Source organism: Myroides sp. LJL115 (genome assembly GCF_054871665.1).
Genome location: NZ_JBTXLS010000006.1, coordinates 22,484 through 48,157 on the forward strand (window position 1 = coordinate 22,484; position 25,674 = coordinate 48,157).

18 protein-coding genes are annotated in these 25,674 nt (G+C 33.8%); 9 read left to right on the top strand and 9 right to left on the bottom strand.

Translation table 11 applies throughout. The annotated features are described in order from the left end of the window. The first annotated feature begins 18 nt into the window (after positions 1-18). Genes ACYSNX_RS02625 through ACYSNX_RS02635 form a run of 3 tightly spaced genes read left to right on the top strand, consistent with a single transcriptional unit; the run spans position 19 to position 4,250 of the window. Positions 19-1,332, top strand: a complete 1,314-nt coding sequence (locus ACYSNX_RS02625) for a gliding motility-associated C-terminal domain-containing protein (protein WP_461753132.1) — start codon at positions 19-21, stop codon at positions 1,330-1,332. Positions 1,333-1,344: 12 nt separating this feature from the next. After that, the gene (locus ACYSNX_RS02630) at positions 1,345-2,268 is read left to right on the top strand and encodes a PorP/SprF family type IX secretion system membrane protein (protein ID WP_461753133.1); all 924 of its coding nucleotides are present in this window, start codon (positions 1,345-1,347) and stop codon (positions 2,266-2,268) included. A 17-nt stretch (positions 2,269-2,285) separates the two neighbouring features. Further along, a complete protein-coding gene (locus ACYSNX_RS02635; RefSeq protein ID WP_461753134.1) occupies positions 2,286-4,250 on the top strand; it encodes an OmpA family protein in 1,965 nt (654 codons plus the stop codon). A gap of 462 nt (positions 4,251-4,712) precedes the next feature. Here ACYSNX_RS02635 and ACYSNX_RS02640 read toward each other — a convergent pair whose 3' ends face one another. Then, positions 4,713-5,018, bottom strand: coding sequence for a helix-turn-helix domain-containing protein (locus tag ACYSNX_RS02640; RefSeq protein ID WP_461753135.1), 306 nt, complete (start codon positions 5,016-5,018; stop codon positions 4,713-4,715). 1,351 nt (positions 5,019-6,369) lie between these two features. Between ACYSNX_RS02640 and ilvD the strand changes: the two genes are divergently transcribed. From ilvD to ACYSNX_RS02670, 6 genes are all read left to right on the top strand, one after another. Then, positions 6,370-8,055 carry a dihydroxy-acid dehydratase gene (gene ilvD, locus ACYSNX_RS02645; RefSeq protein WP_461753136.1) on the top strand — a complete coding sequence of 562 codons (1,686 nt, stop codon included), beginning with the start codon at positions 6,370-6,372 and terminating at the stop codon, positions 8,053-8,055. Between the two features lie 8 nt (positions 8,056-8,063). Further along, the gene (gene ilvB / locus ACYSNX_RS02650) at positions 8,064-9,758 is read left to right on the top strand and encodes a biosynthetic-type acetolactate synthase large subunit (protein ID WP_461753137.1); all 1,695 of its coding nucleotides are present in this window, start codon (positions 8,064-8,066) and stop codon (positions 9,756-9,758) included. A 17-nt stretch (positions 9,759-9,775) separates the two neighbouring features. Next, positions 9,776-10,282 (top strand): acetolactate synthase small subunit, encoded by a 507-nt coding sequence (gene ilvN / locus ACYSNX_RS02655; protein ID WP_461753138.1) that lies wholly within the window; start codon positions 9,776-9,778, stop codon positions 10,280-10,282. Between the two features lie 29 nt (positions 10,283-10,311). Beyond that, a complete protein-coding gene (gene ilvC, locus ACYSNX_RS02660) occupies positions 10,312-11,358 on the top strand; it encodes a ketol-acid reductoisomerase (protein ID WP_461753139.1) in 1,047 nt (348 codons plus the stop codon). Beyond that, complete coding sequence (ilvA, locus tag ACYSNX_RS02665) at positions 11,355-12,599, top strand: threonine ammonia-lyase IlvA (RefSeq protein ID WP_461753140.1); 1,245 nt, start codon at positions 11,355-11,357, stop codon at positions 12,597-12,599. The genes ilvC and ilvA overlap by 4 nt, the downstream gene beginning before the upstream one ends. Before the next feature lie 121 nt (positions 12,600-12,720). Then, the gene (locus tag ACYSNX_RS02670; protein ID WP_461753141.1) at positions 12,721-13,239 is read left to right on the top strand and encodes a methylated-DNA--[protein]-cysteine S-methyltransferase; all 519 of its coding nucleotides are present in this window, start codon (positions 12,721-12,723) and stop codon (positions 13,237-13,239) included. Positions 13,240-13,615: 376 nt separating this feature from the next. Here the strand turns inward: ACYSNX_RS02670 and ACYSNX_RS02675 are convergent, their stop codons facing one another. The 8 genes from ACYSNX_RS02675 to ACYSNX_RS02710 form a co-directional block, all read right to left on the bottom strand. Further along, positions 13,616-13,816, bottom strand: coding sequence for a hypothetical protein (locus tag ACYSNX_RS02675; protein ID WP_461753142.1), 201 nt, complete (start codon positions 13,814-13,816; stop codon positions 13,616-13,618). Between the two features lie 806 nt (positions 13,817-14,622). Then, positions 14,623-14,934 carry a hypothetical protein gene (locus tag ACYSNX_RS02680; RefSeq protein ID WP_461753143.1) on the bottom strand — a complete coding sequence of 104 codons (312 nt, stop codon included), beginning with the start codon at positions 14,932-14,934 and terminating at the stop codon, positions 14,623-14,625. 27 nt (positions 14,935-14,961) lie between these two features. Further along, a complete protein-coding gene (locus ACYSNX_RS02685) occupies positions 14,962-15,792 on the bottom strand; it encodes a DNA adenine methylase (protein ID WP_461753144.1) in 831 nt (276 codons plus the stop codon). Between the two features lie 166 nt (positions 15,793-15,958). Further along, complete coding sequence (locus ACYSNX_RS02690) at positions 15,959-16,243, bottom strand: hypothetical protein (RefSeq protein ID WP_461753145.1); 285 nt, start codon at positions 16,241-16,243, stop codon at positions 15,959-15,961. 50 nt (positions 16,244-16,293) lie between these two features. Further along, entirely contained in the window at positions 16,294-16,551 is a 258-nt protein-coding gene (locus ACYSNX_RS02695) for a hypothetical protein (protein ID WP_461753146.1), read from the bottom strand. A 32-nt stretch (positions 16,552-16,583) separates the two neighbouring features. After that, positions 16,584-20,756, bottom strand: coding sequence for a phage tail protein (locus ACYSNX_RS02700; RefSeq protein ID WP_461753147.1), 4,173 nt, complete (start codon positions 20,754-20,756; stop codon positions 16,584-16,586). Then, positions 20,753-21,157 carry a hypothetical protein gene (locus tag ACYSNX_RS02705; protein ID WP_461753148.1) on the bottom strand — a complete coding sequence of 135 codons (405 nt, stop codon included), beginning with the start codon at positions 21,155-21,157 and terminating at the stop codon, positions 20,753-20,755. Before ACYSNX_RS02705 ends, ACYSNX_RS02700 begins: the two co-directional genes overlap by 4 nt. After that, the gene (locus tag ACYSNX_RS02710; RefSeq protein ID WP_461753149.1) at positions 21,145-25,602 is read right to left on the bottom strand and encodes a hypothetical protein; all 4,458 of its coding nucleotides are present in this window, start codon (positions 25,600-25,602) and stop codon (positions 21,145-21,147) included. Before ACYSNX_RS02710 ends, ACYSNX_RS02705 begins: the two co-directional genes overlap by 13 nt. Positions 25,603-25,674 lie beyond the last annotated feature (72 nt).

Below are 25,674 nucleotides of genomic sequence, written 5' to 3' on the forward strand. Positions count from 1 at the left end.
CTTTAAAAGTGATTTGATATGATAAATTATAAAACGCTTTTACTTTTAGCAGGTATCTGCAGTTATGGAGCAGTAGCTCAATCTGTGCAAAAACCTAATGAGGTAACAAGCAATAAAGGACAACTTTACGTTAGCCCAAATGGTGTGCTTTCTACAAAATATAGTTTTGTGAATCAGCCAGGTGCTGACTTTAGAAACAATGGTGAATTCCATGTTTTTAAAGATGTAGAGAACAATGGTGACTTTTTCGATTATAAAGGAGATACACCTCAAGGAACTACATATTTTAAAGGAAGTACCTTGCAGAATATTAAAGGGAATGCTATTACTTTAAATCATGTAGAATTTAATAATACTACAGATAAAGAAGCATTCAAAATTCTCTCGGATATTGATATTCATGGTGAAACACAATTCGCCGATGGTATTGTTCGCGTAGAAGAAGCAAATGGAAGTCTTACTTTCTTACATGGTTCTTCTATTAAGCACGTTCACGATGGTGGACACGTTTTAGGTAGAGTAGATAAATTAGGTACAAATTCTTTTACTTATCCTTTTGGAGGTGAACTGCCTCAAGCAACTAGAACAGGAGATGTGAGTATTCACCGTCCTGCTATGATTGCTAATGAAACTAAAGGAGATACTAAAGATGCTTTTGGTGGACATTACGGATTTTTAGATGCTCCAGAGATTTTTGCTTCAAGAAGTGAAAAAGAAGGAGTTGTATTAGAGGTAGATACTAAAGAGTATTGGTTAATTGAAAATTCAGAAAAAAACAAAGCAGATATTATCCTTAGCTTAACATGGGACGAGCGTACTACACCAACACAATTCATTGGAACAAAAGAAAATGAAATGAAGTTGGCTGTTTTGCGTTGGAATCCAGATGTAAAGATGTGGATAAATGAAGGTGGTATTGTTGATCTTGATAATAAGACAGTAACTACTCCAACCGAGGTTAGAGGTTATGGTTACTTTACCTTAGGACTTGTTGATTCAGATCATATCTTAGATGGAGGAGTAGTTATTTACAACTTAGTTTCCACTAATGATGGTACGCATAACGACTATTTTAGAATTGAGAATTTAGAGCGTTATCCAAATAATAGCGTTGAGATTTTCAATAGATGGGGAGCTAAAGTATATCAAACTACTAATTATAACTCCAATGGTAATGTGTTTAGAGGTTATTCTGATGGAAAAGTTACTTTAGACAAAGGTTCAAAACTTCCTTCAGGGACTTACTACTACGTAATCAACTATGAATATACATCAGAGTCAGGTAGTAAGAATATCAAAAAAGCAGGTTATTTACAATTAGACAACAATTAGAAACAGCAGAGAATGAATTTTACAAGATTAATAAAGAATATGGCAATCTGCTTGTTTGCAATAAGTGGATGTAATGCCTTAGCACAACAAGACCCTCAGTATACCCAGTATATGTATAACCCTACTAGTATTAACCCTGCTTACGCTGGAACTAGACAGAGTTTAAGTTTCTTTGGACACTATAGGACACAATGGGTAGGATTAGATGGTGCTCCTAAAACAGCATCTGTTGCTATGAATACACCAATTGGAAGATCTGGATTAGGTTTAGGTGCATCTTTTCGTAATGAAAAGATTGGAGTAATGAGCGATAATACTTTCGCAGTAGACCTTTCTTATGCAATTGATATCAGTTACCGCTATAAACTATCTTTTGGTATTAAAGCTTCTGGTAACTTATTGGATGTAAAGTACAGTGATTTATATATTTACAATCAACCTTCTTTATACCCTGATATTAAAAGTAAGTTTACTCCAAATATTGGAGCAGGTTTATACCTATATGACGATAAGTCTTATTTAGGGTTATCTGTTCCTCATATTTTATCAACAGATAGATATGATGATAATGATTATTTGACTGTGGAGCAAAAAGCGCACTTTTACTTAATGGGAGGGTATGTATTTGAAATCAATGATCAGTTTAAATTAAAGCCTGCATTTTTAGCTAAGGCTGTTCAAGGGTCACCTGTACAGCTAGATTTAACAGCAAATGCTTTATTTATGGACAAATTCACCCTTGGTGCTGCTTACCGTGTAAGTGGTTCAGTAAGTGGGTTGGCTGGATTTCAAATCAACGAAAGTTTATTCATAGGATACTCTTATGATGCAGAGACAGCAAAACTGAAACATTATAATTCTGGATCTCATGAATTCTTGTTACGTTTTGAATTATTTAACCACCAGAAGAGAACTAATACACCTAGGTTCTTCTAATAAATAAAGGAAAAATAATGAGGAAAATAGTAAAAAATATTTTTGCAGTAACTTCTCTGTTTTTGCTTTCTAGTGTGGGTTTTGCACAAAATGGTAAGGAAAAACAAGGAGATAGCAGATTCGAACTTTATGAGTATGTGAATGCTATCGAAATCTATGAGAAAATTGCAGAAAAAGGTTTCAAGAGTGTAAACACTCTTACCAAGTTAGCCGATGCTTATTATTTTAATGGAAAATACGTAGATGCTAATAAATGGTATGCAGAGTTGTTTGATTTTGCAAACCAAACTAATCAGGAACTACCTTCTGAATATTACTATCGCTATTCGCAAACTTTAAAAAGTATGCAAGATTACCCTCTAGCAGATAGTTATATGGATAAGTTCTCTGAGATAGAGAAAAGAGATCATAGGGCTCGTTTATTCCAAGATAATAAGACTACTTATTTAAAGGATATTACCTCTCGTGTTCAACGCTATGAGTTACAACCTTTGTCTATCAACACGGAGTATTCGGATTACGGTGCTAGTATTACAGGTAATGATTTAGTTTTTGCTTCTGCAAGAGCTACTGATCAAACTCGAAATGGAAAATTGCATAAATGGACCAATGAGGCCTATACTAGTTTATATAGTACTACTATTCAAAGTGACGGAACTTTTTCAGATCCAGTAATCTTAGATGTAGAGTATATCGATAAGGTAAATGAGGCTTCTGCCACTTTTACTAAAGATGGAAATACAATGTACTTTACCCGTAATAACGTGGTTAATGGAAAGAAGAGACACAATGAAGATTATTCTATTTTATTAAAGCTATATAAAGCTACCAAAAACCACGAAAATGGTTCTTGGGTTAATGTAGAAGAGCTTCCTTTTAACTCAGATAGTTTTAATACAGCTCACCCGGCACTTTCACCAGATGAAAACTGGTTGTATTTTGCCTCAGATAGAGATGGAACTTTCGGTAGTTCAGATTTATTTAGAGTAGCTATTAATTTTGATGGGACGTATTCCGAGCCAGAAAACTTAGGAACTAGAATAAATACAGAGGGAAGAGAAACCTTTCCATTCATTTCAGAGGATGGATTTTTATATTTCTCTACCGATGGACGCCCAGGATTGGGAGGTTTAGATGTATTTATGGCCAAGATTAACTTTGATGGTAGTTTTGGTAATGTTGTAAACGTAGGAGCGCCACTTAACAGTGCATCGGATGATTTCGCTTTCTATATCGATCCTAAAAACCGCAAAGGTTTTATTTCTTCTAATAGAGAAGAGGGCTTAGGAGGAGATGATATTTATTTCTTCCAAGTGGTAGATTGTAAGCAAGTGATCAAAGGATATGTTTACGATAAAAATACAAACGCAAGAATACCTAATGCTCAAATTACCCTGTATGATAATACTTACAATGTATTAGAAACATTAACAAGTGATCAAGATGGTAATTATACGACAATGGCTTTAGACTGTGATCAAAAATTCCGCTTAAAAGTGGAAGCATCCGACTACCATGTATCAGAGCAAGCAGTTGTTTTAGGAAAAGTGTTTAACGATATTCATGAGTTAAACGTAGGATTAGAACCAATTGTTGAAGTGATTGAAAAAGAGGATGACTTATTTAAGAAATTAGATTTAGATCCAATTTACTTTGATTTTGATAAGAGTAATATTCGCCCTGATGCTGCAGTAGAACTTGCTAAAGTTGTAGAGGTATTAAAAATGTACCCTCAAATCAAAATAGATGTTCGTTCACACACAGATAGCCGTGGAAGTGATGCGTACAACCTTAAATTATCTGATCGCCGTGCTAAATCTACTATTAAGTGGATGATAGACAACGGAATTGAAGAAGATCGTATTTCAGGTAAAGGTTACGGAGAAACACAATTAATTAATAAATGTGCTAATAACGTACCTTGTTCTATAGAATTACATCAACAAAACAGAAGAAGTGAATTTATTATATTAGATATCTAATATATTTAAATAAATAAAGCTTATTGATTAAGAAGCCGGTTTCCATTTTATGGGAATCGGCTTTTTTTTTGGTGCAGTGTCCTAACTGTAGTTTAGCCTTGTTTGATAATGGTTATTATGCAGGGTGTAGGAAAACTATATTTCTATTAATAATCAAATATAAACATGCAAGTTTGCTCTTATTATATAGAAGAAGTCATAGTATCTTGTAAGAAGAATTACGCAAGGTTGTAATGTGTATCTCATCTATTGTCTTAGCATCAGGAAATGATTTGGTAATTGTCTTTTGGATAAGCTCTATTATAGCTGGTAGTAATGGGAGTTTTTATGGTGATATCTCTAAATTTCTTTCTAGAGAAAATGGTTTCTATTTAAAATAGATTATTCTATTGTGTATAAGTAAAGGGCATTATATTAAACTCTAGTCAAATAAAGCTACCTATATTTTTTTTATTCCTGATTTCATTTTCTTTTTCCACGTTTTCTAGTTTGTTTCTCTTCTGCTTTGATTACTTGATCAATTGATTTGAAATGTTGTTGCTTTGGTTTTAAAGCATAAATGATATCTTCTAATCCGCCCACTACCATAAGTATTTTTATAAATGATTCTAACGAAATTACCCCTTTTTGTTCAAACTTTCTTAAAGTAGATAAGGGAACGCCTGATCTTTGCGACAGTCCTTCTTGTGTAAGTTCCATTTGTAATCGTCTCTCTCGTATATTTTCAACGATTTTTCTTTGTGCTTTAGATTGGGAGATAAGTAACATTATAGTGGTATTTAAGTTTGTTTTTACTATATAACTAATACTATGATGGTAGTAAAGATACGTAAATATAATTAATATTAGTTCTTTTTAGGGTAACTCTATTAACCTTTACTACTTAGTTATGTAGAATTGTAGATAGGTATCCATTATATCTAATACAATACAGTAGAATATAACAGTAAGTACGATCCTATTGAGATCCTTAATGAATAAAAACCAAGTAAAAAAGGATATTCGGTATAGATCTAGTAGTTCTATATCTATAGAGAGGCATAAGGCTTAGTTATTTGTAGTTTAAATCATCCTAAAAAGAGGTAAGAGTATTAGAAAATAGGTAATAACTCTGCCTATGAAATATGCTCAAAGCTTGTTTTTTAGTTTTTTTCAGATCCAATAGTCTTGAAAGTAGACTAAAAATGCTAATTAGTCAGTGCTAAAAAAGGTTGTTTATTTAATAAAAACCTATTTTTGAATAAAATGTAAAAAAAATATAAAAATATTTTACTTTTTTTTCCTCATTCTAATCCGGTTTTAATAGAGAATTGGCTTGGTTTTTGGTTGTACGTTGTAACTTGTTTATTTACATAGTATTGCGTAATGTTGTTTTAGCTCTATTTCCTTCATTTTAGTTAATTTATTTAACAATTTTAATCTTGGTGAAAAATACTTTTTTAATAAAAATGCATGTTTTTTAAAAAATAACCATGGTTTATTAAAATCTATTTCTATATTTGTGAAAGACAAAACGAAATAAAAAGTCAAAAAATAAAAAGTCAAAAAATGAAAAATTTAGTTATCCTTCTTCCTGTAATTATTATTGTGCTAGTGATTATCACTTAACGCAACGGGAGGTCGTAACTATTTTTAAACCATATAAAATATTTGTAGCTCTCCAGTTTTTTTGGAGAGCTTTTTTTTTACACATTATTCAATAACATTACAATTACTATTATTATGAAAAATATTATTCTTCTTATTGTCCTTTTAATTATTATTTGCTGCCCATAAGGAGATTGGTATTCTATTGTTATATATAAAACAAAGCCTTTCTCCGTCACACGAGAAAGGCTTTTTTGTTATCCAAAAATTAAAAAAAGTATGAAAATCTTAGTTATATATATTAGTGTTTGTGTTTTTAAGAGCCTACACGGGCCATAAAGAGAAAGAAAGTTTTATGTTTTAATTAAAGCCTTTCTCTTAAAATTAGAAGAAAGGCTTTTCTTTTTAAGTTAAATTGGTAGTGACTATGTTTTGAATCCTAGCATTACACCCAAAATAAAAATCAAAAATTAGTAGCTCGGGATAGTAGAATAAAATCCCATTTGATAAACCTTTTTTAGTACGAATTAAAATGAAAAATTTAAATAAATACAGCAAGACCGTAACCCAAGATTCCACTCAACCAGCAGCTCAAGCCATGTTTTACGGCATTGGATTAAGCGAGCAAGACCTAGACAAGGCGCAAGTTGGAATCGTTAGTATGGGCTATGAAGGTAACACTTGTAATATGCATCTAAACGATCTAGCAAAACAAGTCAAGCAAGGGGTGAATGATCAAAATTTGGTAGGACTGATTTTTAATACTATTGGGGTTAGTGATGGTATTTCTAACGGTACAGACGGGATGAAATACTCGTTAGTATCTAGGGATGTGATAGCAGATTCTATAGAAACTGTAGTTGGAGCTCAGTGGTATGACGGTCTTATAGCAGTACCAGGATGTGATAAAAATATGCCAGGTTCTATAATAGCCATGGGTAGATTAAACAGGCCTAGTATCATGCTTTACGGTGGGACAATTCACCCAGGAAGATACAAAGGGGAGGATTTAAATATTGTATCTGCTTTTGAGGCTTTGGGTAAGAAAATCAACCACTGTATCAGTAAAGAGGATTATCAAGGGGTTATCAAAAATGCCTGCCCTGGTGCAGGGGCTTGTGGGGGAATGTACACAGCGAATACCATGGCCTCAGCCATTGAAGCTCTTGGAATGAGTTTGCCTTATAGCTCGAGTAATCCAGCTTTAAGTCAGCAAAAACAAAAGGAGTGTATGGATGTGGGAGCTGCCATGTTAAACTTACTTGAGAAGGATATAAAACCTAGAGATATTATGACTAGGGAAGCTTTTGAAAATGCTATGGTGCTTGTAAGTGTTTTAGGTGGGTCTACCAATGCGGTACTTCATTTAATTGCGATGGCCTATTCGGTAGATATTACCCTTACACTAGAGGATTTTCAAAAAATTAGTGACACTATACCAGTTTTAGCGGATCTAAAACCTTCGGGAAAATATTTAATGGAGGATTTACATAAGGTAGGAGGGGTACCGGCTGTGATGAAATATCTATTAGACAAAGGATTATTAAACGGGGATTGTTTAACCGTTACAGGAAAAACACTTAAGGAGAACCTAAAGGATTTACCAAGTTTAGCTCAGGGGCAAAAGGTGATTTTACCATTAGAGGGACCTTTAAAGGGTACAGGGCATTTACAAATGCTATTTGGGAATTTAGCTCCCAAGGGAAGCGTTGCTAAGATAAGTGGAAAAGAAGGGGATTTTTTCCAAGGACCAGCAAGAGTTTTCGACGACGAATATCAGGTGATAAAAAGTGTTCAAAGGGGACAAATACAAAAAGGGGATGTAATAGTTATACGTTATTGTGGGCCAAAAGGGGGACCAGGCATGCCAGAGATGCTTAAGCCAACTTCGGCAATTATGGGAGCTGGCTTAGGGGGTGATGTGGCTTTAATTACCGATGGAAGATTCTCCGGAGGTAGCCACGGCTTTGTAGTAGGGCATATTACTCCAGAGGCCTATGATGGAGGAGTTATTGCACTAATACAAAACAATGATATCATTAGTATTAATGCGATTAACAATACCATCAATGTTCATCTAAGCCCAGAGGCATTAGAGCAAAGAAGATTGCAATGGCAAAGGCCAGAGCTAAAACACAAAAAAGGGGTATTGTATAAATATGTACAAAGTGTGACCGATGCCTCAAAAGGATGTATAACAGATTATTATAACCAATAACATTATTTATGGAATCAACAAGAATCACTGGAGCTCAGGCTGTTGTGAAAACCTTAGTGCAAGAAGGAGTAAAAACTATTTTTGGCTATCCCGGTGGGGCGATTATGCCCATATACGATGCCCTTTATGATTATGATAAAGAATTGGAGCACATTTTAGTTCGCCATGAGCAAGGAGCGATTCACGCAGGTCAAGGCTATGCGAGAGTTAGTCAAAAAACAGGGGTAGTGTTTGCTACCTCAGGCCCCGGGGCAACGAATTTAGTCACAGGATTAGCCGATGCATTTATAGACTCAACGCCACTAGTGTGCATCACCGGGCAGGTAAGTTCCTCTTTATTAGGAACAGATGCTTTTCAAGAGACCGATATAGTGGGAGTGTCTCTGCCAGTTACAAAATGGAGTTATCAAATTACAAAGGCTAGTGAAATACCTACCATTTTGGCTAAAGCTTTTTATATCGCTAGCTCAGGTAGACCAGGACCTGTGCTGATTGATATAACTAAGGATGCTCAATTTGAATACATGGACTTTAATTATAAGAAGTGCTTAGATATTCCAAGTTATATTCCTTATCCACCTGTATCAGAGGATGCTTTAAAACAAGCAGCAATACTTTTGAATAACGCTAAGCGTCCTTTTATTTTGGTAGGACAAGGGGTAATACTTTCTAAAGCTGAGAATGAGTTACTGCAAATGGTTCAAAAAACAACTATTCCTGTTGCTTGTACTTTGTTGGGCCTAGGAGCCTTGCCTTGTGATGATCCCTTTTATGTAGGATTATTGGGAATGCATGGAAATTATGCCCCTAATATTAAAACCAATCAGTGTGATGTGCTTTTTGCTATTGGGATGCGTTTCGATGATAGGGTAACGGGTAATTTGCAGACCTATGCCAAACAAGCCAAAGTAATTCACCTAGATATAGATAAGGCGGAAATTAGTAAAAATGTAAAGGCCGATGTTGCTATAGTAGGGGATGCAAAACAGGCATTAAAACGATTGGTTGATCTTTTAGAGCCTAAGGATCACAGCGCATGGTTAGAGGAATTTCATACAGAAAAGACTTATGAAGAAAAATCTTTGCAAAACAATAGCGACTCCTTTTTAAACAGTGAAATAAAAATGAATCAAGTGGTAGATTATATCTCTCATGTCACTAAAGGACAGGCAATTATTGTAACCGATGTAGGACAACATCAAATGATTACAGCTCGCCATTATCATTTCAATCAAAGTAAAAGTAATATTACAAGTGGAGGATTAGGCACCATGGGCTTTGGTTTACCAGCAGCTATAGGGGCTAAAGTTGCAGCACCTAATCGTCCAGTGATTGCTGTTATTGGAGATGGAGGTTTTCAAATGACCTTACAAGAATTAGGTACCATTATGCAAAATAAAATACCTGTAAAGATCATTATTTTGAACAACTCTTTCTTGGGAATGGTAAGGCAATGGCAACAAATGTTTTTCGACAATAGATATAGCCATACCAATATTGAAAGCCCTTGTTTTGTTACTCTAGCAAAGAGTTATAATATAAAGGGAGGTAAGGTAGAGAACCCAGATTCAATGAGTAGCGCATTAGATCAACTACTAGAGAGTAAAGAGAGTTATTTACTGGAAGTAAAAGTGGCAAAGCAAGAAAATGTTTTCCCTATGATTCCATCTGGAGCTTGTGTTTCCAAGGTACGTCTTAGTTAATTTAAAAAAGATTTTAGATGCAAAACAATGTATATACCCTTAATATCTACACCCAGGATTCCAGGGAGATGTTAAATCGAATAGTTAATGTTTTTAGCCGTAGAAACTTAAAAATAAAAAGTATACGCTTTTGCGATTCTTCTTCAGGGAAGATGCAAAAATACAATGTGCAAGTAGTTTGTTCTTTGGATCAAATTCAAAAAATATGCTTGCAAATAGAAAGGTTCATTGATGTTTATAAGGTCTTTTACTACGGACAAAGTGATGTAGTAAGCCAAGAACTGGCCCTATATAAATTGAACTTTAATCCTATTGTACAAGAGGATTTACAAGAAGTACTTTTTGCAAACCAGGCAAGGGTAATTCAAAAAGACAATTGCTTTGTGGTGGTGGAGAAAACTGGGAGTTCTTTTGAGAACAAAGCTTTATTAGAACAGTTAAAAGGCTTTGGAGTTTTAGAGTTTAGCCAAAGTACACCTATAGTAATTACCAGAGAGAATCAAGAAATAAACCAATATTTATAAAATTATAAACCAATTAAAAAACAATTAAAATGGCACAAATTAATTTTGGAGGAGTAGTAGAGAACGTTGTAAAAAGAGAAGAGTTTTCTTTAGATAAAGCCAAAGATATATTAAAGGACGAAGTAATTGCTGTAATAGGCTATGGAGTACAAGGACCAGGACAAGCCCTAAATTTAAGAGACAATGGGTTTGATGTAATTGTAGGACAAAGAAAAGGAACTTCTAGCTGGGATAAAGCCATTAAAGATGGTTGGGTAGAAGGGAAAAATTTATTCGAAGTAGAAGAGGCTTGTCAAAAAGCTACTTTAGTGATGAATTTGCTTTCCGATGCTGGTCAAATTCACGCTTGGGAGTCTATGAAAAAGCATTTAACTAAAGGAAAAGCCCTGTATTTCTCTCATGGATTTGGTATTGCTTTCCAAGATAGAACAGGAATTTATCCACCTAAAGATGTAGATGTTTTCTTAGTTGCTCCAAAGGGATCGGGTACTTCTTTAAGAACTTTATTTTTAGAGGGGTGTGGACTTAATTCAAGTTATGCAATTGAGCAAGATGCAACAGGAAATGCTAAAAATAGAGCATTAGCTTTAGGAATAGGTATTGGATCCGGGTATTTATTTGAAACAACTTTCAAAAAAGAAGCCTACAGTGATTTAACAGGGGAAAGAGGCGTTTTGATGGGAGCTATTGCAGGAATATTTGAAGCCCAATACGATGTATTACGCTCTAATGGACATACTCCAAGTGAAGCCTTTAATGAAACGGTAGAGGAATTAACGCAAAGCCTTATGCCTTTAGTGGCTAAAAATGGAATGGATTGGATGTATGCTAACTGTTCTACAACGGCTCAAAGAGGTGCATTGGATTGGAAAGACAGATTCAAAGATGCTACTAAACCGGTTCTAGAACAATTATACCAAAGTGTTTCTAGTGGTGAAGAGGCTCAAATTACTATTGATGCCAATAGTAAAAAAGATTACCGTGAAAAATTAGAAAAAGAATTAGAACAAGTACGCAATAGTGAGCTATGGCAAACAGGAGTGGAAGTTCGTAAATTAAGACCCTCAAAAGCATGATTTCATTAGACACTATTTATTCTGCAAAAAAGAACATACAAAAAGTAGTTTTGCATAGCCCTTTAATCAAAAATCAAAACCTAAGCCAGGAATTTAATGCTGATGTATATTTAAAAAGAGAAGACCTTCAAAGTGTTAGATCCTATAAAATACGCGGTGCTTATAATAAGATTTCAAGTTTAGATCCAAGTGAAAAAAGTACTGGCGTAGTTTGCGCTAGTGCTGGAAATCACGCACAAGGAGTAGCTTATGCTTGTAAATTACTAGATATTAAGGCTACTATTTTTATGCCAACTACTACACCTATGCAAAAAATTAAGCAAGTGGAACTGTTTGGTAAAGATAAGGTAGAGATTGTTTTAAAGGGAGATAGCTTTGATAGCTGCTCTTTGTATGCAAAGGAATTTTGCCAGGAGCATAATGCTCAGTTTATTCACCCCTTTGATGACCCACTGGTTATTGCAGGACAAGCAACTATTGGATTAGAACTTTTAGAAGATCTAAAAAATAAAATTGATTTTATTTTTGTACCCATTGGTGGAGGTGGATTAGCTGCAGGAATATGTAGTGTCTTTCAAGTTTTAAGTCCTTTAACCAAGATAATTGGCGTAGAACCTCAAGGTGCATGTAGTATGAAAACCTCTATTTTTAATCAGCAAAATACTACTTTAGAATCTCTAGATACCTTTGTGGATGGAGCTGCTGTAAAAAGAGTAGGTGAGCTTAATTTTGCAATTTGTAAAGATGGGCTGTCCCAAGTGGTAAGTGTCCCAGAAGGAAAGGTCTGCACCACCATTTTAAGGCTTTATAACGAAGAAGCCTTAGTGGTGGAGCCTGCAGGAGCTCTGAGTATTGCAGCTTTGGATATGTATAAACAACAGATCAAGGGAAAAACAGTAGTATGTGTGGTAAGTGGAAGTAATAATGATATTACCCGAACCGAAGAAATCAAAGAGAAGTCTCTTTTATATCAAGGTCTTAAACACTACTTTATCATTAATTTTCCTCAAAGAGCAGGAGCCTTAAAAGAATTTGTAAATCAAGTTTTAGGCCAGCAAGATGACATCACTTATTTTCAATTCTCTCAGAAGAACAACCGCGAAAGTGGACCTGCTTTGGTAGGTATTCAATTAAAACAAAAAGAGGATTATACCAATATTATCGATGGATTACAAAAAGGAAATTACAACTATAGATATTTAAATGAAAAAGAAGACCTATTTACTCATTTAGTAGGTTAGATTATTACAATTAGATCCATCTTTTTAAGATGGATCTTTTTTTATAAAGTATTTTTTCTATTGTGTTGAAAAGCAGTAATTTATTATATTTACGTAAGAAGTTTATTTTAAAAGAATAAGTATGACACTTTTGCAAAGCATTTTTTCTAGTCCTTTAGGGGATATAGTAGCAGTAAGTTCTCCTAAGGGAATTTGCTATCTTATGTTTAAGGACCACCCTTTATTAAAAAAGGAAATAGAAGATTTAGAAAAAAGATATAACGCTAGTATTGTTTTAGGGGTAAATAGGCATATTGAGCTTTTGCAACAAGAGTTGGAAGCTTATTTTACTGGAGAGTTAACAAGGTTTAATACCTTATTGGATATATGCCCTAGTAGTTTACAGGATTTGGTATATGATCAATTACTTACCTTAGAGTACGGTCAGATAATTACCTATAAACAACAAGCTATGTTACTGGGTAAGCCTTCTAGTGTTCGTCCAATTGCTAGTGCTAATGCTAAAAATCGCATTATGATTTTAATTCCCTGCCACCGTGTTGTAGGTACTGATGGTAAATTAACGGGCTATGCTGGGGGACTTTATAGAAAGCAATATTTGATCGATTTGGAGACAAAAGCTTATCGATTGGAGCTTTGAAGTAGAAAAACATCCTTATGCAAACTCTTTTTTGTGTTTTTTAAAAGATAATATCAAAGTTATTTGCTTTTTAAAGAAGGGTAAGTTGTTAACAGTTAGTAGGTTGAGAAAAGGTTTGAAAATAAATAGAAAAGTCTTTGTATACTACATAAATTGTTGTAGTATTGCAGTGCTAGAAAAAACTGTTGTTTTCTAGTGCGTTCCTTAGACAGGCTTCCAATTCTGTTTAGGGAACTTTTTTTTTATACCTACTTCTGTTTTTTTATACCTATTAATTATTTATTATTGCACTCTAATTTGTTGAGTACTGCTTTATTTAAATAAAACACGAATCATTATCCATGGGGTTAATTATCCGTGTAAGAAAAAAATACTTTTAGATCACCTTAGTTCCTTTTTGTTTTTTCAGTGTCAATGCAAAGCCGAGTATAAGAAGGGCAAAAAACACTGGATAAAGGACTAAAAAGGTAGAATGAACAGCAGTTAAAGATAATCCCAATGCTAGAAAAATATGCAGGGACCCTACTACAATTGTTCCCACTGTTCCAATTGTAAAAAGCGGATGAAAATTTTTCATAGTAACTCTCTTATTAATAGTTAGTTGATTGTTGTATAGAGGCATTTAATTTCTAATAAAAGTACAAAAATACTTGAAAATAAAAAAATAAATCTAACTTGCTTAAGGCTCTTTTGTAGATATATTTGCGCCAATAGAAGGAAGCTCTAGACAATTAAAAGTAAAGATGCCAAAAAAGCCAAAAGACTGCTATGCGTTTTACTATTCATTGCTAATCTCTATCTGTTTGTTAGGTTTAAAACTTGGTGCTTTTGGAGTATTGTGAAATAGTATGCTAGTGAGGTGACTTACCTTTATCTTGACTATGTTGCTTTGTCAAGATGGTTTTTAGCTAACTTTTTACCTTAGTCTAACTTTTAATGTAATCTAAAAGTATTGTTTAACCTATGATAGACACTAAAGACAACCTACTTTATAACTCTATATATAATTATTTTAAAAATAATTCCCTACTTAGTGTATTGATAAACAATGCATAGGGTGCTATAGAGGAAATAACCTTTGAAACTACTGGGAAATATAGGTTTTATATTAAAAATTTGTCGTACTATTGCAGTGTTAGAAAAAACTGTTATTTTCTAATTGCGTTCCTTAGACAGGCTTCCAATTCTGTTTAGGGAACTTTTTTTTTATCCCTATGTGAAGTACAATTTTTATAGGTAATGATATGGACAAAAAAATCCCGCTTAAAAAAACGGGACTTTATATAATCGCAAAATTGAAATGTACTAAAATTCAAATTGAAATGTACATTTTTTTAAAAAATATAAAAGCTGTTTAAAAAGATTTTAAACAGCTTTTACCAATCATAATGTTTTTGCATTAAGAATAGCTTCTTCAGGGGTACGTCCTATCTCATCTCCAAAGGAACCTTGTATTGTGCCATCAAGTAATTCAATTGTAACGTTTACTGCGAAACCTCGATACATTTCATCACTACGCCATAATAATTTACATGGCTGAGCAATATTCATTTTGTAAGAAATATAATACTGCTCCCCAATAATTAAATCAAAAGGCTTCCTTTCTGATAAATCTAAAGGTCTAACACTCTTACTAACCCTGATTTCATGCTTTTTAAGTCTAGTCATAGATACATTTTTAACTAATCTAAACATACGTTTTATTTATTTTGTAACCAATTTTTAAAACAAAGTAAGGCTATCTTTTGGGTTACTTAGATTATAATTAGCTGTCAATACCTCAATCTTTTTCTTCCCTGGTTTACTAGTAGCGTTTGCTACACTCACGCGCTGCTCAATATTCATAGTATACCAACCACACTCCTTAGTAAATTCAGATAATACATCACTAGGATAACTACTCATTAAAAACTTACCTTCAGCTCTTTTAAGAGCCTCTAATAGGCTTACAAAGTCTTCCTTACTATATCCATCATAGTGTCCGCAATCGCTGTTAAAATAAGGTGGATCACAATAAATAAAGTCGTCCTTGTAATCTCTTGAGTTGATGATTCGTAATGCATCAGTATTTTCTATTTGTACATTCTGAATTCGTATAGCTAAGTCTTCTGTAAATGTCTCCCTTTTATTAGTTATCTTTTGACTTGTAGTCCCTTTTATTTTATCATATCCCCAAGAACCATCAAGCATTGAGCTAAATGATTGAGCAGACAAAACCCATATCGCCCAAGCGCGCTTTATCTTTGTAAACATATGAGGATTTTCATACACAACCGTTGCATCACGATGTAATGAACGACTATGTAAACTTATACGTACCATTTTCTCAAGTTCAATAAATTCATTTTGTACACATTCGTAAAAATTAATTAACTCCCTATTATAGTCATTAATTACTTCTACTTCTGAAGGCTTTTTACTCCAGAATATAGCACCTCCTCCTACAAAAGGCTCTATGTATGTAGTGTGTTTAGGAATTAAGGGTAAAATTTTAGAGACTAAATTCTGTTTACCACCATAATATGAAATAGGTGTTTTTATATCTTGTTTCATCTTGTTTTATCTTGTTTTATAATATACCTTTGCAGTTCTCACGATTATTCTAAAACACATAAACGCCAACAATAGAAGACTTATGTCCTCCAATGTTGGCGTTTTGTGCTAAATTATAATCGTGAGAAAATTTTAATTTATTGGAGGACTTTTATCCTCTTATTTCTTAGATAGTTAAATCTATATCTTCAAGTATTTTAGTTATTTGTAAATGTAAATCGATCAATACATCAGTATTGCTTTGACTGTATGAGTAGATAGTTAGAGACATCTGAAAAGTTTCTACATAATACCCACCTGAAGCAAATTCTACTTCATCCTTTTTTAAGGAAAAACCTATATAATCAGGAAGTTTACCTGCGATATTGGAGTATTCAAATGTATAAGTACAACCTTGATATACCCCTTCTAAAATTGTTTTAATTTCTTGTTTCTTAATTACTAACTCCATTTTAAATAGATTTTTATTAATATCAATGTAAGTTTTTAATTATACACTTCTTATTTATCTAATGAAGCTACTACTTCTACACATTTATTAAACAACCTCTCAATAATCACTGAAAACCCTTCCTCATACCCTGAAACATTTAAATTGAATTGACTTCCATTAGAATAGTACCCGCCTGAAATAGAAGCCTTTTCACTATGCGCCGAAAACCCAACAAACTCAATCGGATTATCACCAACCTTATTGTATTCTAATGAAACTTCAAATCCAGCTTCTATACCATGTAGAACCGTCCTCACTTCTTGCATTTTAACTTTTAAATTCATTTTAATTTCTTTTTTTATTCTACCATTATTCCATTAATAAACCTCATACCATTCTTAACTCCTGTGAAGCCGATACCATTAGCACCATTCTTTCCCATAGCCCATAGTAAATCAGTTGCAATAACAATACCTCTACCATTATAGGACTCTAGTACTACATCTTTATCTCCTCCATTTAGTAAAATACCTCCTTTAGCACTCAAAGCTTTACCATTTGCAGATTCTAGATACAAACTAGAATACCCCACATTTTGTGAACTCATACCCGAACTCTTTATCTCCATTAAGTTGTATATCTCTCCCCACTTCTGCGCTCCAGTTGTATCAATACTTCCTATTTCCTTAGGCCCTACTAAAAATCTTACATCGATACCGCCACCTCCTAACTTCATAACTGACTTGGTGTTTGTATACATTAATTTCTCAGTAGATATAAAGTCTCCTGAAATAGAAAAGGAAGCTATTTTCCCACTCCTAGCATTGACAGTTCCATCTATCTCTGCATTCATGGCTACTAACTTACCACTTGTATCTACTCTAAACGGAGCTGTTTTTCGATTTTCAAAACTTAAACCTGCCCAAAAAGCAACATTACTTGATTGACCTACATCTCTAACTCCTGTAATTCCGGCTGTATCTACATTACCTTGCCCCACCCTTAGAGTACCTGTTGCTATAGTATTTCCATCAATTGTAGTTGATAAAAAATCAAATAACTTATCTACCTGAGTCATATCATAAACTGTGGAATAAGCTATGTCGTAATTAATAGGGCTTGAAATAGTTCCTTTAGGCCCAGTCCAAGCAACGTGACCTAAAGAAGAAAAAGTACCTCCAACTCCACAAGTATGTTTATACATATATGTTTCAAATTTACCAGTACCTTCTTGAGAAGTCAACCATTTTATAATTCGCCCATTCCCAGTCAGATTCTCATAATTACTAATCCTATGACCTACAGGGAACTTCGCAATAATTTTATGGATAAAAACAGCGTTTGGTCGAGACTGGATACCTTGATAATATCCGCCATTCCTCCAATCCTCACTAGTACCATTGTTGACTAATCTTAACATAAATGCAGATTTGGTAGGCGCATCTTCACTTCTTAACACACGATACAAGGTTGCAGATGTAGAACCACCATATGTTGTAATCCCATTATAAGATGTGCTAAAATCAGCATCCTTATATACCATCACTCCATCACCAAGCGGCTCTCCATTAGCCCCATCAACACCTTTAGGACCTGTAGCACCAATATCTCCTTTTTCCCCTTTTATTTGAGACCATTTATACAATGAAGGATTTGTCGAATCTGCCTGAGTAAAATCAGTATAGGTGCCAATATATGTCTTACCTATACTAACTGTTGTTGAGAATCCTACAGTACCATTTGCATTTGTAGCCCATGCGAAATGAGTATACGAAGTCCTTCCATCAGCACCTTTAGATCCAGGTATTCCTTGATCTCCATTCTTACCAAAAGGCATAGCTCCAGACCATACACTACTTCCTTTCTTTTGACGCATATATCTATCTCCATCTCTATATAGAGAGTGCCAAGAACTGATTCCATCAACTGAATATTCAATATAAATTTCTTGATCGGAAATCTTACTTTCTATATCTTCATACGCTGGACTCCAGGGAGTAGCCACATTTCCTTTTTCAATTTTTACGTTATGGAATTCTGTCTTTATTCTTTTCCCCTGACTCTCAAGCTGACCAAATGCAGAATAAATAAGAATATAATAAGAGGTTAAATCAGTTGTTAAATTTATCGTCTTACTAACCTTATATCTATCACCTTTCTTCATTTTGATAAAATCTAAATAAGGCACCCTAGCAATTGAAATAAAATTATTATTATTATAAAACCCAATTTCTCCTGTAGCTTGATTAGAAATAGTCATCCCTTCTATACTTTCTAATAATTCTACTTCATAAGATATAGTATAAAATCCTTTAGTATCAAACACTTTATTTGTATCATTAATTCCTAGAAATTGTTTTGCCCAACACTCTACATGATAGTTATTATTATACAACTTAGTAAGTATATCTGATGAATTCTTGATATCCGACACATACATATCTGCTAATAGATTCCTTCCACCAACTTCAATTTCACCAATACCATCTTTCACTGCTTTTTCTATTGTATCTAAAGCAGGTGAGTTATTAGAAAAAGTAATTTTACCTTTTATCTCCCCAGTATCTAGGTCAAAGTATGTATTTCCATCTTGAGAGCTAATTCTACCTGTGGTAATTTCACGGCCATTGATTGTGGTAAACCCATTTGAAAGCCTTAGTTTTCTATACCCATCAGTAACACTAGACAAATAGCCTGCTTCAAAATGAAAGAAGGCAGGATCTTCATCTACTTTTAATGCTGTTGGAAATACAAATACAGATGCATTTTGTCCAATCTTTTGTGCCTTGATATAAATGAAATTAAAGCCTTGAGTGATACCATTAAAAGAAGCTGCAGGAATATTCCAAGTTCGTGGTTTATCTTCTATAGTATAATGAGTTATTTGCCCTTTAGTATTCTTAAGAGTCGTGTTATTATCTTCAACCATTAGAGTTAGATCCTCTAAAGTAAATTGTTGCTCTCTAGCTCCAACAGACAACATCTTAGTTTCGATGGACAAAGGCTTTATTTTACCTGAATCAAAGTATCCCTCATTATCAAATACATTTTCTTGAATTTCTTGAGAAAACTCATAGTTTCGTTTAATACCAAGATTAAAGTCTCTTTGGGTATCTTTTAATTCTTGCTCTTTTTTATTCTTGTCAATATAATCCCTAATAATACTTTGTTGTTGAATTTCTTCAGCAATGGAGAACTCCACTACAAATGGATTCTGTAAGTCTTTAGATATCGAAACTACTCTAATATGATCATCAAGACCAAAATCAGAATCAATAAACTTAATAGTATTACCAAGTTGTAAATCTATATTCTGCTCTTCAAAGTATATTGGATCTCCTTGCACTTCGTATTGTAATCGAGGTATACTGTTTTGATCTAAATACTCAATAGCTTTCTCCTTTAACTCAAGTTCAGCCTTTTTTATATATAATTCAGGCATTACGATATCTGTAATTACATACTCATCACCAACTGCAGGTTTTAATAAGTTGTTTGGTAACTCATAAGCTTTCTCATCTTTATGCTTAAGCAATACAAACTCCTTTTTACTATGGTTATAGCCAGCTTTGGCAATTTCAAATGTATATCCTGCTAATTGTCCTGTATTAAAAGTAACTTTTGCAGAAGTACCTGGTAACAAAATTGGCTGCTCTTCTCCATGTATAGTAGTCTTACCATTTAGGTCAAAATCCATTGTATTATCTGCAAACTTTAAAACATCGTTAGAGAATACTTGAGTAACCTTTCCTTTCCTACGAGGATAGATATCATCGTAAGTCATTGCATATTCAATAACTCCAAACTTGTTTACATTTTTTTCTAAGAAAGGCACATCCATTTTTAGTTTAGAGGAACCATATTTATATTGAGCTGGAATGTTTCTAGACGAACCTTGAGCATATAATTTAGTAATGACATTAGATGAGTCAATGGTTGTTCTATTAATAGATCTTAATCCTTGACTTTGTCCATATTTCAATGATAAACCACTAACTTCTTGTTTTTTAGTTAAGTGAATAGTTTTATCTCCATCTATCCAATATTCAGTTTCAAACTCCTCTGCACACATGGACAAAGCAGCCAATATATTATGAGAACTAAAGCTTATGTTTTTAGGCTCTAATTCTTCTGCTCGGCCAACCTTCCAAGTTCCACCGTCTTTATTAGCATTTAAAACAAGGTGTTTTAAGATAGTCAATGGGTCTCCCATTATGGCATGTTCCAATTCTGTTAGCTCATTATTACTGTTTAATCCAAAAACTAAAAGCTTGTTTAAATCGTATTTAAAAGACTCAAAAGCCAAGTCATAAACATAATTAATGGTTGATACTTTTTGAACATTAGGTTCTTGATTTAGAACATAGGTAGTTCCATAGACACTAACAGTATCCCCAATATGAAATGCAACATAATTAGGAAGAGTAAAATTCATCTGTACAACTTCTTCTCCCATAATTGTAGAGTTCAAAGAACCAGTAGGAGATACTGTTGCCACTTCTATGTTATTTCTTTTGATTGTATAATTCATTTTACTTGTAGTATTAATTCAAAGTTCACAAAAACTCTTTCTACGTTTTTTAATCTTTTTCTTAGTTTCTGAAAATTAGAGGTTCGTTTATAAAACACATCATAGGTCATACTATGATCATAAATAAAAAGCTTTTGATATCCTGGCTTTGTTAACTCCTTGAAAAAGGCATTATAGTTGCTCCAGAAAACAGTATCATTATTAGCAAGGAAAGCACATTTTAATACAACCTCTTTGTCTTTAAAAAAGACTTTATTTACTTGATATTCTATACCATTTTGGTCCTGCCAATCATTAGCTAATAACTCTTTTCTTTCGGGGTACTCTAATAGATTTTGAGTACCCGTTTGAATCCTAAGTCCAAATACATTTTTTAATGATCTAGTATTTAAGGTGTCCATATTCCTGCTGATTTTAATATTCCATCTTTGTTTTTAGGCTTAATAGTAATTAATGTTTCTACAGCCTTGGCAGTTCTATCTGTATTAACTGCAGTTGCCCTGGTGTTGATTTCAATCTTCATTTGTAATTCAACCTGTTTAGATAACACTTCCAAATGACTCATGAACCCTTTATTTAAAATTGAATTAGTCTCAAGCTGAGCTAACCTCCAACCACCCATTTGTCCTGCTAATAGATCTGCTTGCGTTTCACTCATTCCTTTTATAGCCCCTTTCAAAGAATTACTAGATTCGGAACCAGGAGTAGTAAAGTCTATTCCTGTTTTATTTAAGGCATCAAGAGTTTTTTGAGTATCATTTACAATATCCATATACATTTCACGGATCTTATCAGCATCTGTCTCGCTCAATTCTCCATCCTCCATCATTTCAGCCATTTCTTTTTGAAGGTCTTTGATACCTTCTGCCATTGAGTCTGTAAGCATTCCTTGAAGTATAGCATTCCTAAGCATCTCCTCAATATCTTCGGAAAAGTCTTCAAAATCCTTTTTACCTTCTAAAACACCTTTACGAATTGTATCTGCTATTCCATTAACTGTACTACCAGTCATAGCTTCATAATAAGCTTGCTGAGTTTCCTCAATAGCTCCTTGGACATCTTTAAGCTCCTCCTTTAACTTTTTCAGCTCTTCAAACCAAACAAGCGTATCACCTTCAAGTTTGTTTTCACTATAAAGCTTTTCAAGATCATCAAAATCTAACCCCATTAAATCACCCCATGTGGTTTTGGTTGTAGAACGCCAAAAGCTTTTAGACCTCCAACGATCAACGATATAACTTCCATTGTTTTGAAGGTTCTCAAGTTGTTCATTGATTTGCTTTTCTATTTCAGGAATTTGCTTCTGCAGCTCATCTAATTCCTTTTGATAGTTACTAGCCTCAAACCCTGATCGGTTAATACTATCAAATCTTCGTTGGCGCAAAAGAGCTTGATACTCTAACTCACCACGGTACACATCCATTTGCCACTTTCTGAACTCCTGGTATGCTTTTTTTTGCTGAGCGACAATCCCACCCCATATTTGAGCAATTGCACCTGCCACTTCTAGACCCGCTCCAATAGCTTCCATTGTTGAATTGCCACCTGCAGCTCCAGAATCCTTTATTCCTTTTCCAAGATCAGAAACTGTTTTACTTACTAGTTCAACTATCCTTAAACCTTCACCTAATATTCCAAACAACTGGGACATTTCTGGATTGATATCTGATAACCCGTTAGAGATATTTATAAATTGATCTCCTATAAAACCTAAGTCTTGCCCAATGGCTCCAATACGATCTAAACTTAATGAAGCGAGGCGATTTTCTAGCAAACCTATTTCAACATCTATTTCTGCCACATTTTTCACAAACTCCTTAATTGCATCTCCATTTTTATCAGTCAAAGACTTTTTATCATCTTTAAGCTGATTTATTCTAGCTCTTGTTTGTTCTAATTGGCTATCTATAATTGCTGTTGCGCCAACTCCAATATTTCTCCCGTTTTGTGCAAAAGGCAGTTTATTAGTTAAGTCTTTGATTATCTCATTAACCGCTTGTCGTTGCTCTTGAGATATGTTCTTGTTCGCTTCTAAGAACTTTGTAAGCTCTTTTATTTGCTTTTCAATTTGACTCCTAGTGGCAGTACTAATAACATCCAAAGCCCTGGTGTAATCTCCTGAGTTATTTAATAGATCAGTTGCTAATGCATCAAACTCTTTTCGCATTTCTTTTGATAAACTACCTTGTCTTTGCTTAAGCTCTTCTCCAGCATACTTAGATTGAAGACCTAGATTCATTTTAGCATATTTCTCTTTAATAGCAAGAATCTGTTGCTCAGTGGTTGCTGTTAGATTATAAAGTTCTGCATAACCTTCCCTTTCAATTTCAGCTTTATTATCTGTATACTCAATAAGCATTTGTGTAAGCATTGCATATCTGCTTTTTTGCTCTTCACTCATGTCTTTTACGTTGATTTTATCAAGTTCACTGTTTAATAAATCAATGTATTCTTGTTGGTTATTTATTAAATGAGAATATGTCTCTTTTGCATAACTTTCGCTAGTCTTGGCTTTATATGATTCATAAGACTCATAGTCTTTTTTAGCCTCTTCTAGTTGCTTTTTTAAACTATCTGTATCACTTGCATACTTAACTATTGACACTTCTTGTTGCTCTAGAGAATCTATTCGCTCTAGATCCTTTAATTCTAGTTTAGCTTTTATAGCCTCATCTCTAAGTTTAGAATATCGCTGTTCTATTTCAAGTAATGTTTTTTGCAATCCATTAAGTCTATTTTTAGCTAAAGTATCTTCAGCATTTTGAATAGCAGATAGAGCTTTTATCTTATCCTCAAAAGCTTTGGTGTTAACTTTATCTAAGTTCTTGTCATCAGGCTTTACTTTATACTTTTCAGCTAGCTCGGATGCTTTCTTTTGTAAGTCAAATGAAGCTTCAAGCATACCATTATCAGATACTTGTTGTTTTCTAAAATCTTTAAGGTTATCCTGAATAACATTACTATAACTTGATATAGCTACTAAGAACTCAGCTTCTGTAGGTAATCCTATAATACCTAGAATCTCTGTTTCAGATATATCTCTTTTAGTTTCACCTATATCAATACCTAATCCCTTCCAAATACTTTCAAATCCTTTATTTGACATATCCTGAAGCTTCTCGTACCAGGTTAAGTCACCTGTTGATAAAGCCATGATTTGTTCCAACAACTTCTTTTGTTTTTCTAAAGAAATCATATAAGATGCTTCAGCCTGACTTTTTACATTCAGATATTCAATATAATTATCTACATTAGCAATAATCTTATTTTCAAGTTCTACATAGTCCTTAACTGAACCAAGAGTAGAACCGAACTCCAAATTATAATCATTCACTGCCTTTTTCTTATCTTGATCGGATAAAGCAACTTGCTCATTGGTTTTAGCAAGAAGTTGTAATTTGGCAATTTTATCCCCATACATTTGATTAGCTTTTTTACCAATCTCTTGGTTCCTAACTAGCTCATCAGAAGACAAACCTATTGATTTACTGATTTTATCCCAATTGGCTATTAATTCACCTATTAAAACGATTGCTACACCAATACCTGATGCTAGAAGTGCTACTTTGAATCCTTTCAAAGCCCCAGTTGACTCCCCAACAGCTTTAGCGTACAATCCTTTTAAATATGTAAGTGTTTTTGTAGCAATCGAATCCTTTCTAGCTAATTCTAATTGTATGGTCTGTAGGCCTTGTAATAAGGATAGTGTAGATGTAATCTTAACTAGGGTAAGCTCTAAGTTTTTTTGTTCACTACCAAACAAAGCACTAGCACTTTGAGCCAAGGCATAACCACTTGCAATTCCTTTAGTAGCACGAATCAAAGTGTCCAAATTACTTGATGCTGATGCAGAAAATCGAACTTCTTCATTTACTGTTGATAAAGCCCCAGCTAATTGCTTTGCTTCAGCTGACAATTCACGATATTGGCTTGTATTCTCTTTACCTTGTATGCGTAAATTTGCCATCTGTTGCACTAGGTCTGCAAGTTGTCCTTTTAAACCTTTCACACTTTCAACAGCTTCTGTTGTAATAGCATTTCCTAATTCATCAAAACCTGTTTTACCTGCTGAGTTAAATTGTTTAATCCTATTTTCTAGATCTTCAATATTTCTATTAAGCGTAACTATGTTTTTTGCATCAGTTTCAGTTGACAATTGGTCTTTAAACACTATTAAAGCATCTGTCATTTGACTTATTGAATTACCTGTAGCATCATATTCCTCTATATTTCTACCAAGTAGTTGATTAGCTGAATTGATATCATCTTGGATGGATAATAAAGCATCATTATCTCCTAAACTATTTAATCGTGCATTAACAAAATCAATAACAATCCCTAATTGTTCAAATTCATTATCTACTTTATTAATTCTATCAGATAGCAGCTCTAACTCTTCTGAAGAAGCAAAAGAAGGAGTGAATGTCTTATCTGAGATACTGTCTATTAAGCGTCCAGCTTCTTCTAACTTAACAGTGTCTATCGTAAGTGGCTCTTTTGCGTTTGCTTTACTTATTAAGTTTTCAAGAGACTGTGTTAACTCTTTTATTTTGAATTCATAAACACTAATCTGTGTTGGATCAGTCGCTGATTGCATCATTTCTTTAAGGCCACTTATAGAGTTAGTATAAGTATCATACGCACGTTGCTGCTCTTTAGTTAGCTTGACATTAAGAGCCATAGCGTTACTAGCCTCAAGTTGAGTATTAATATAGTCCCTAAAGTTATTTTCAGCTCTTAATACTGTGTTATCAATCCCTTCTAAACCTTTTTGTACTTGACTTGCTTGCTCAAGTAATTCGGGTGAATTAATAATAAATTCTAACTCTATTGGCTCTTCGTTCATAACTAAAATTTTACATACCAAACCACGATGCTAATTCTTCATCGGATTCAAATTCTTTTGCTTGTTTTATAC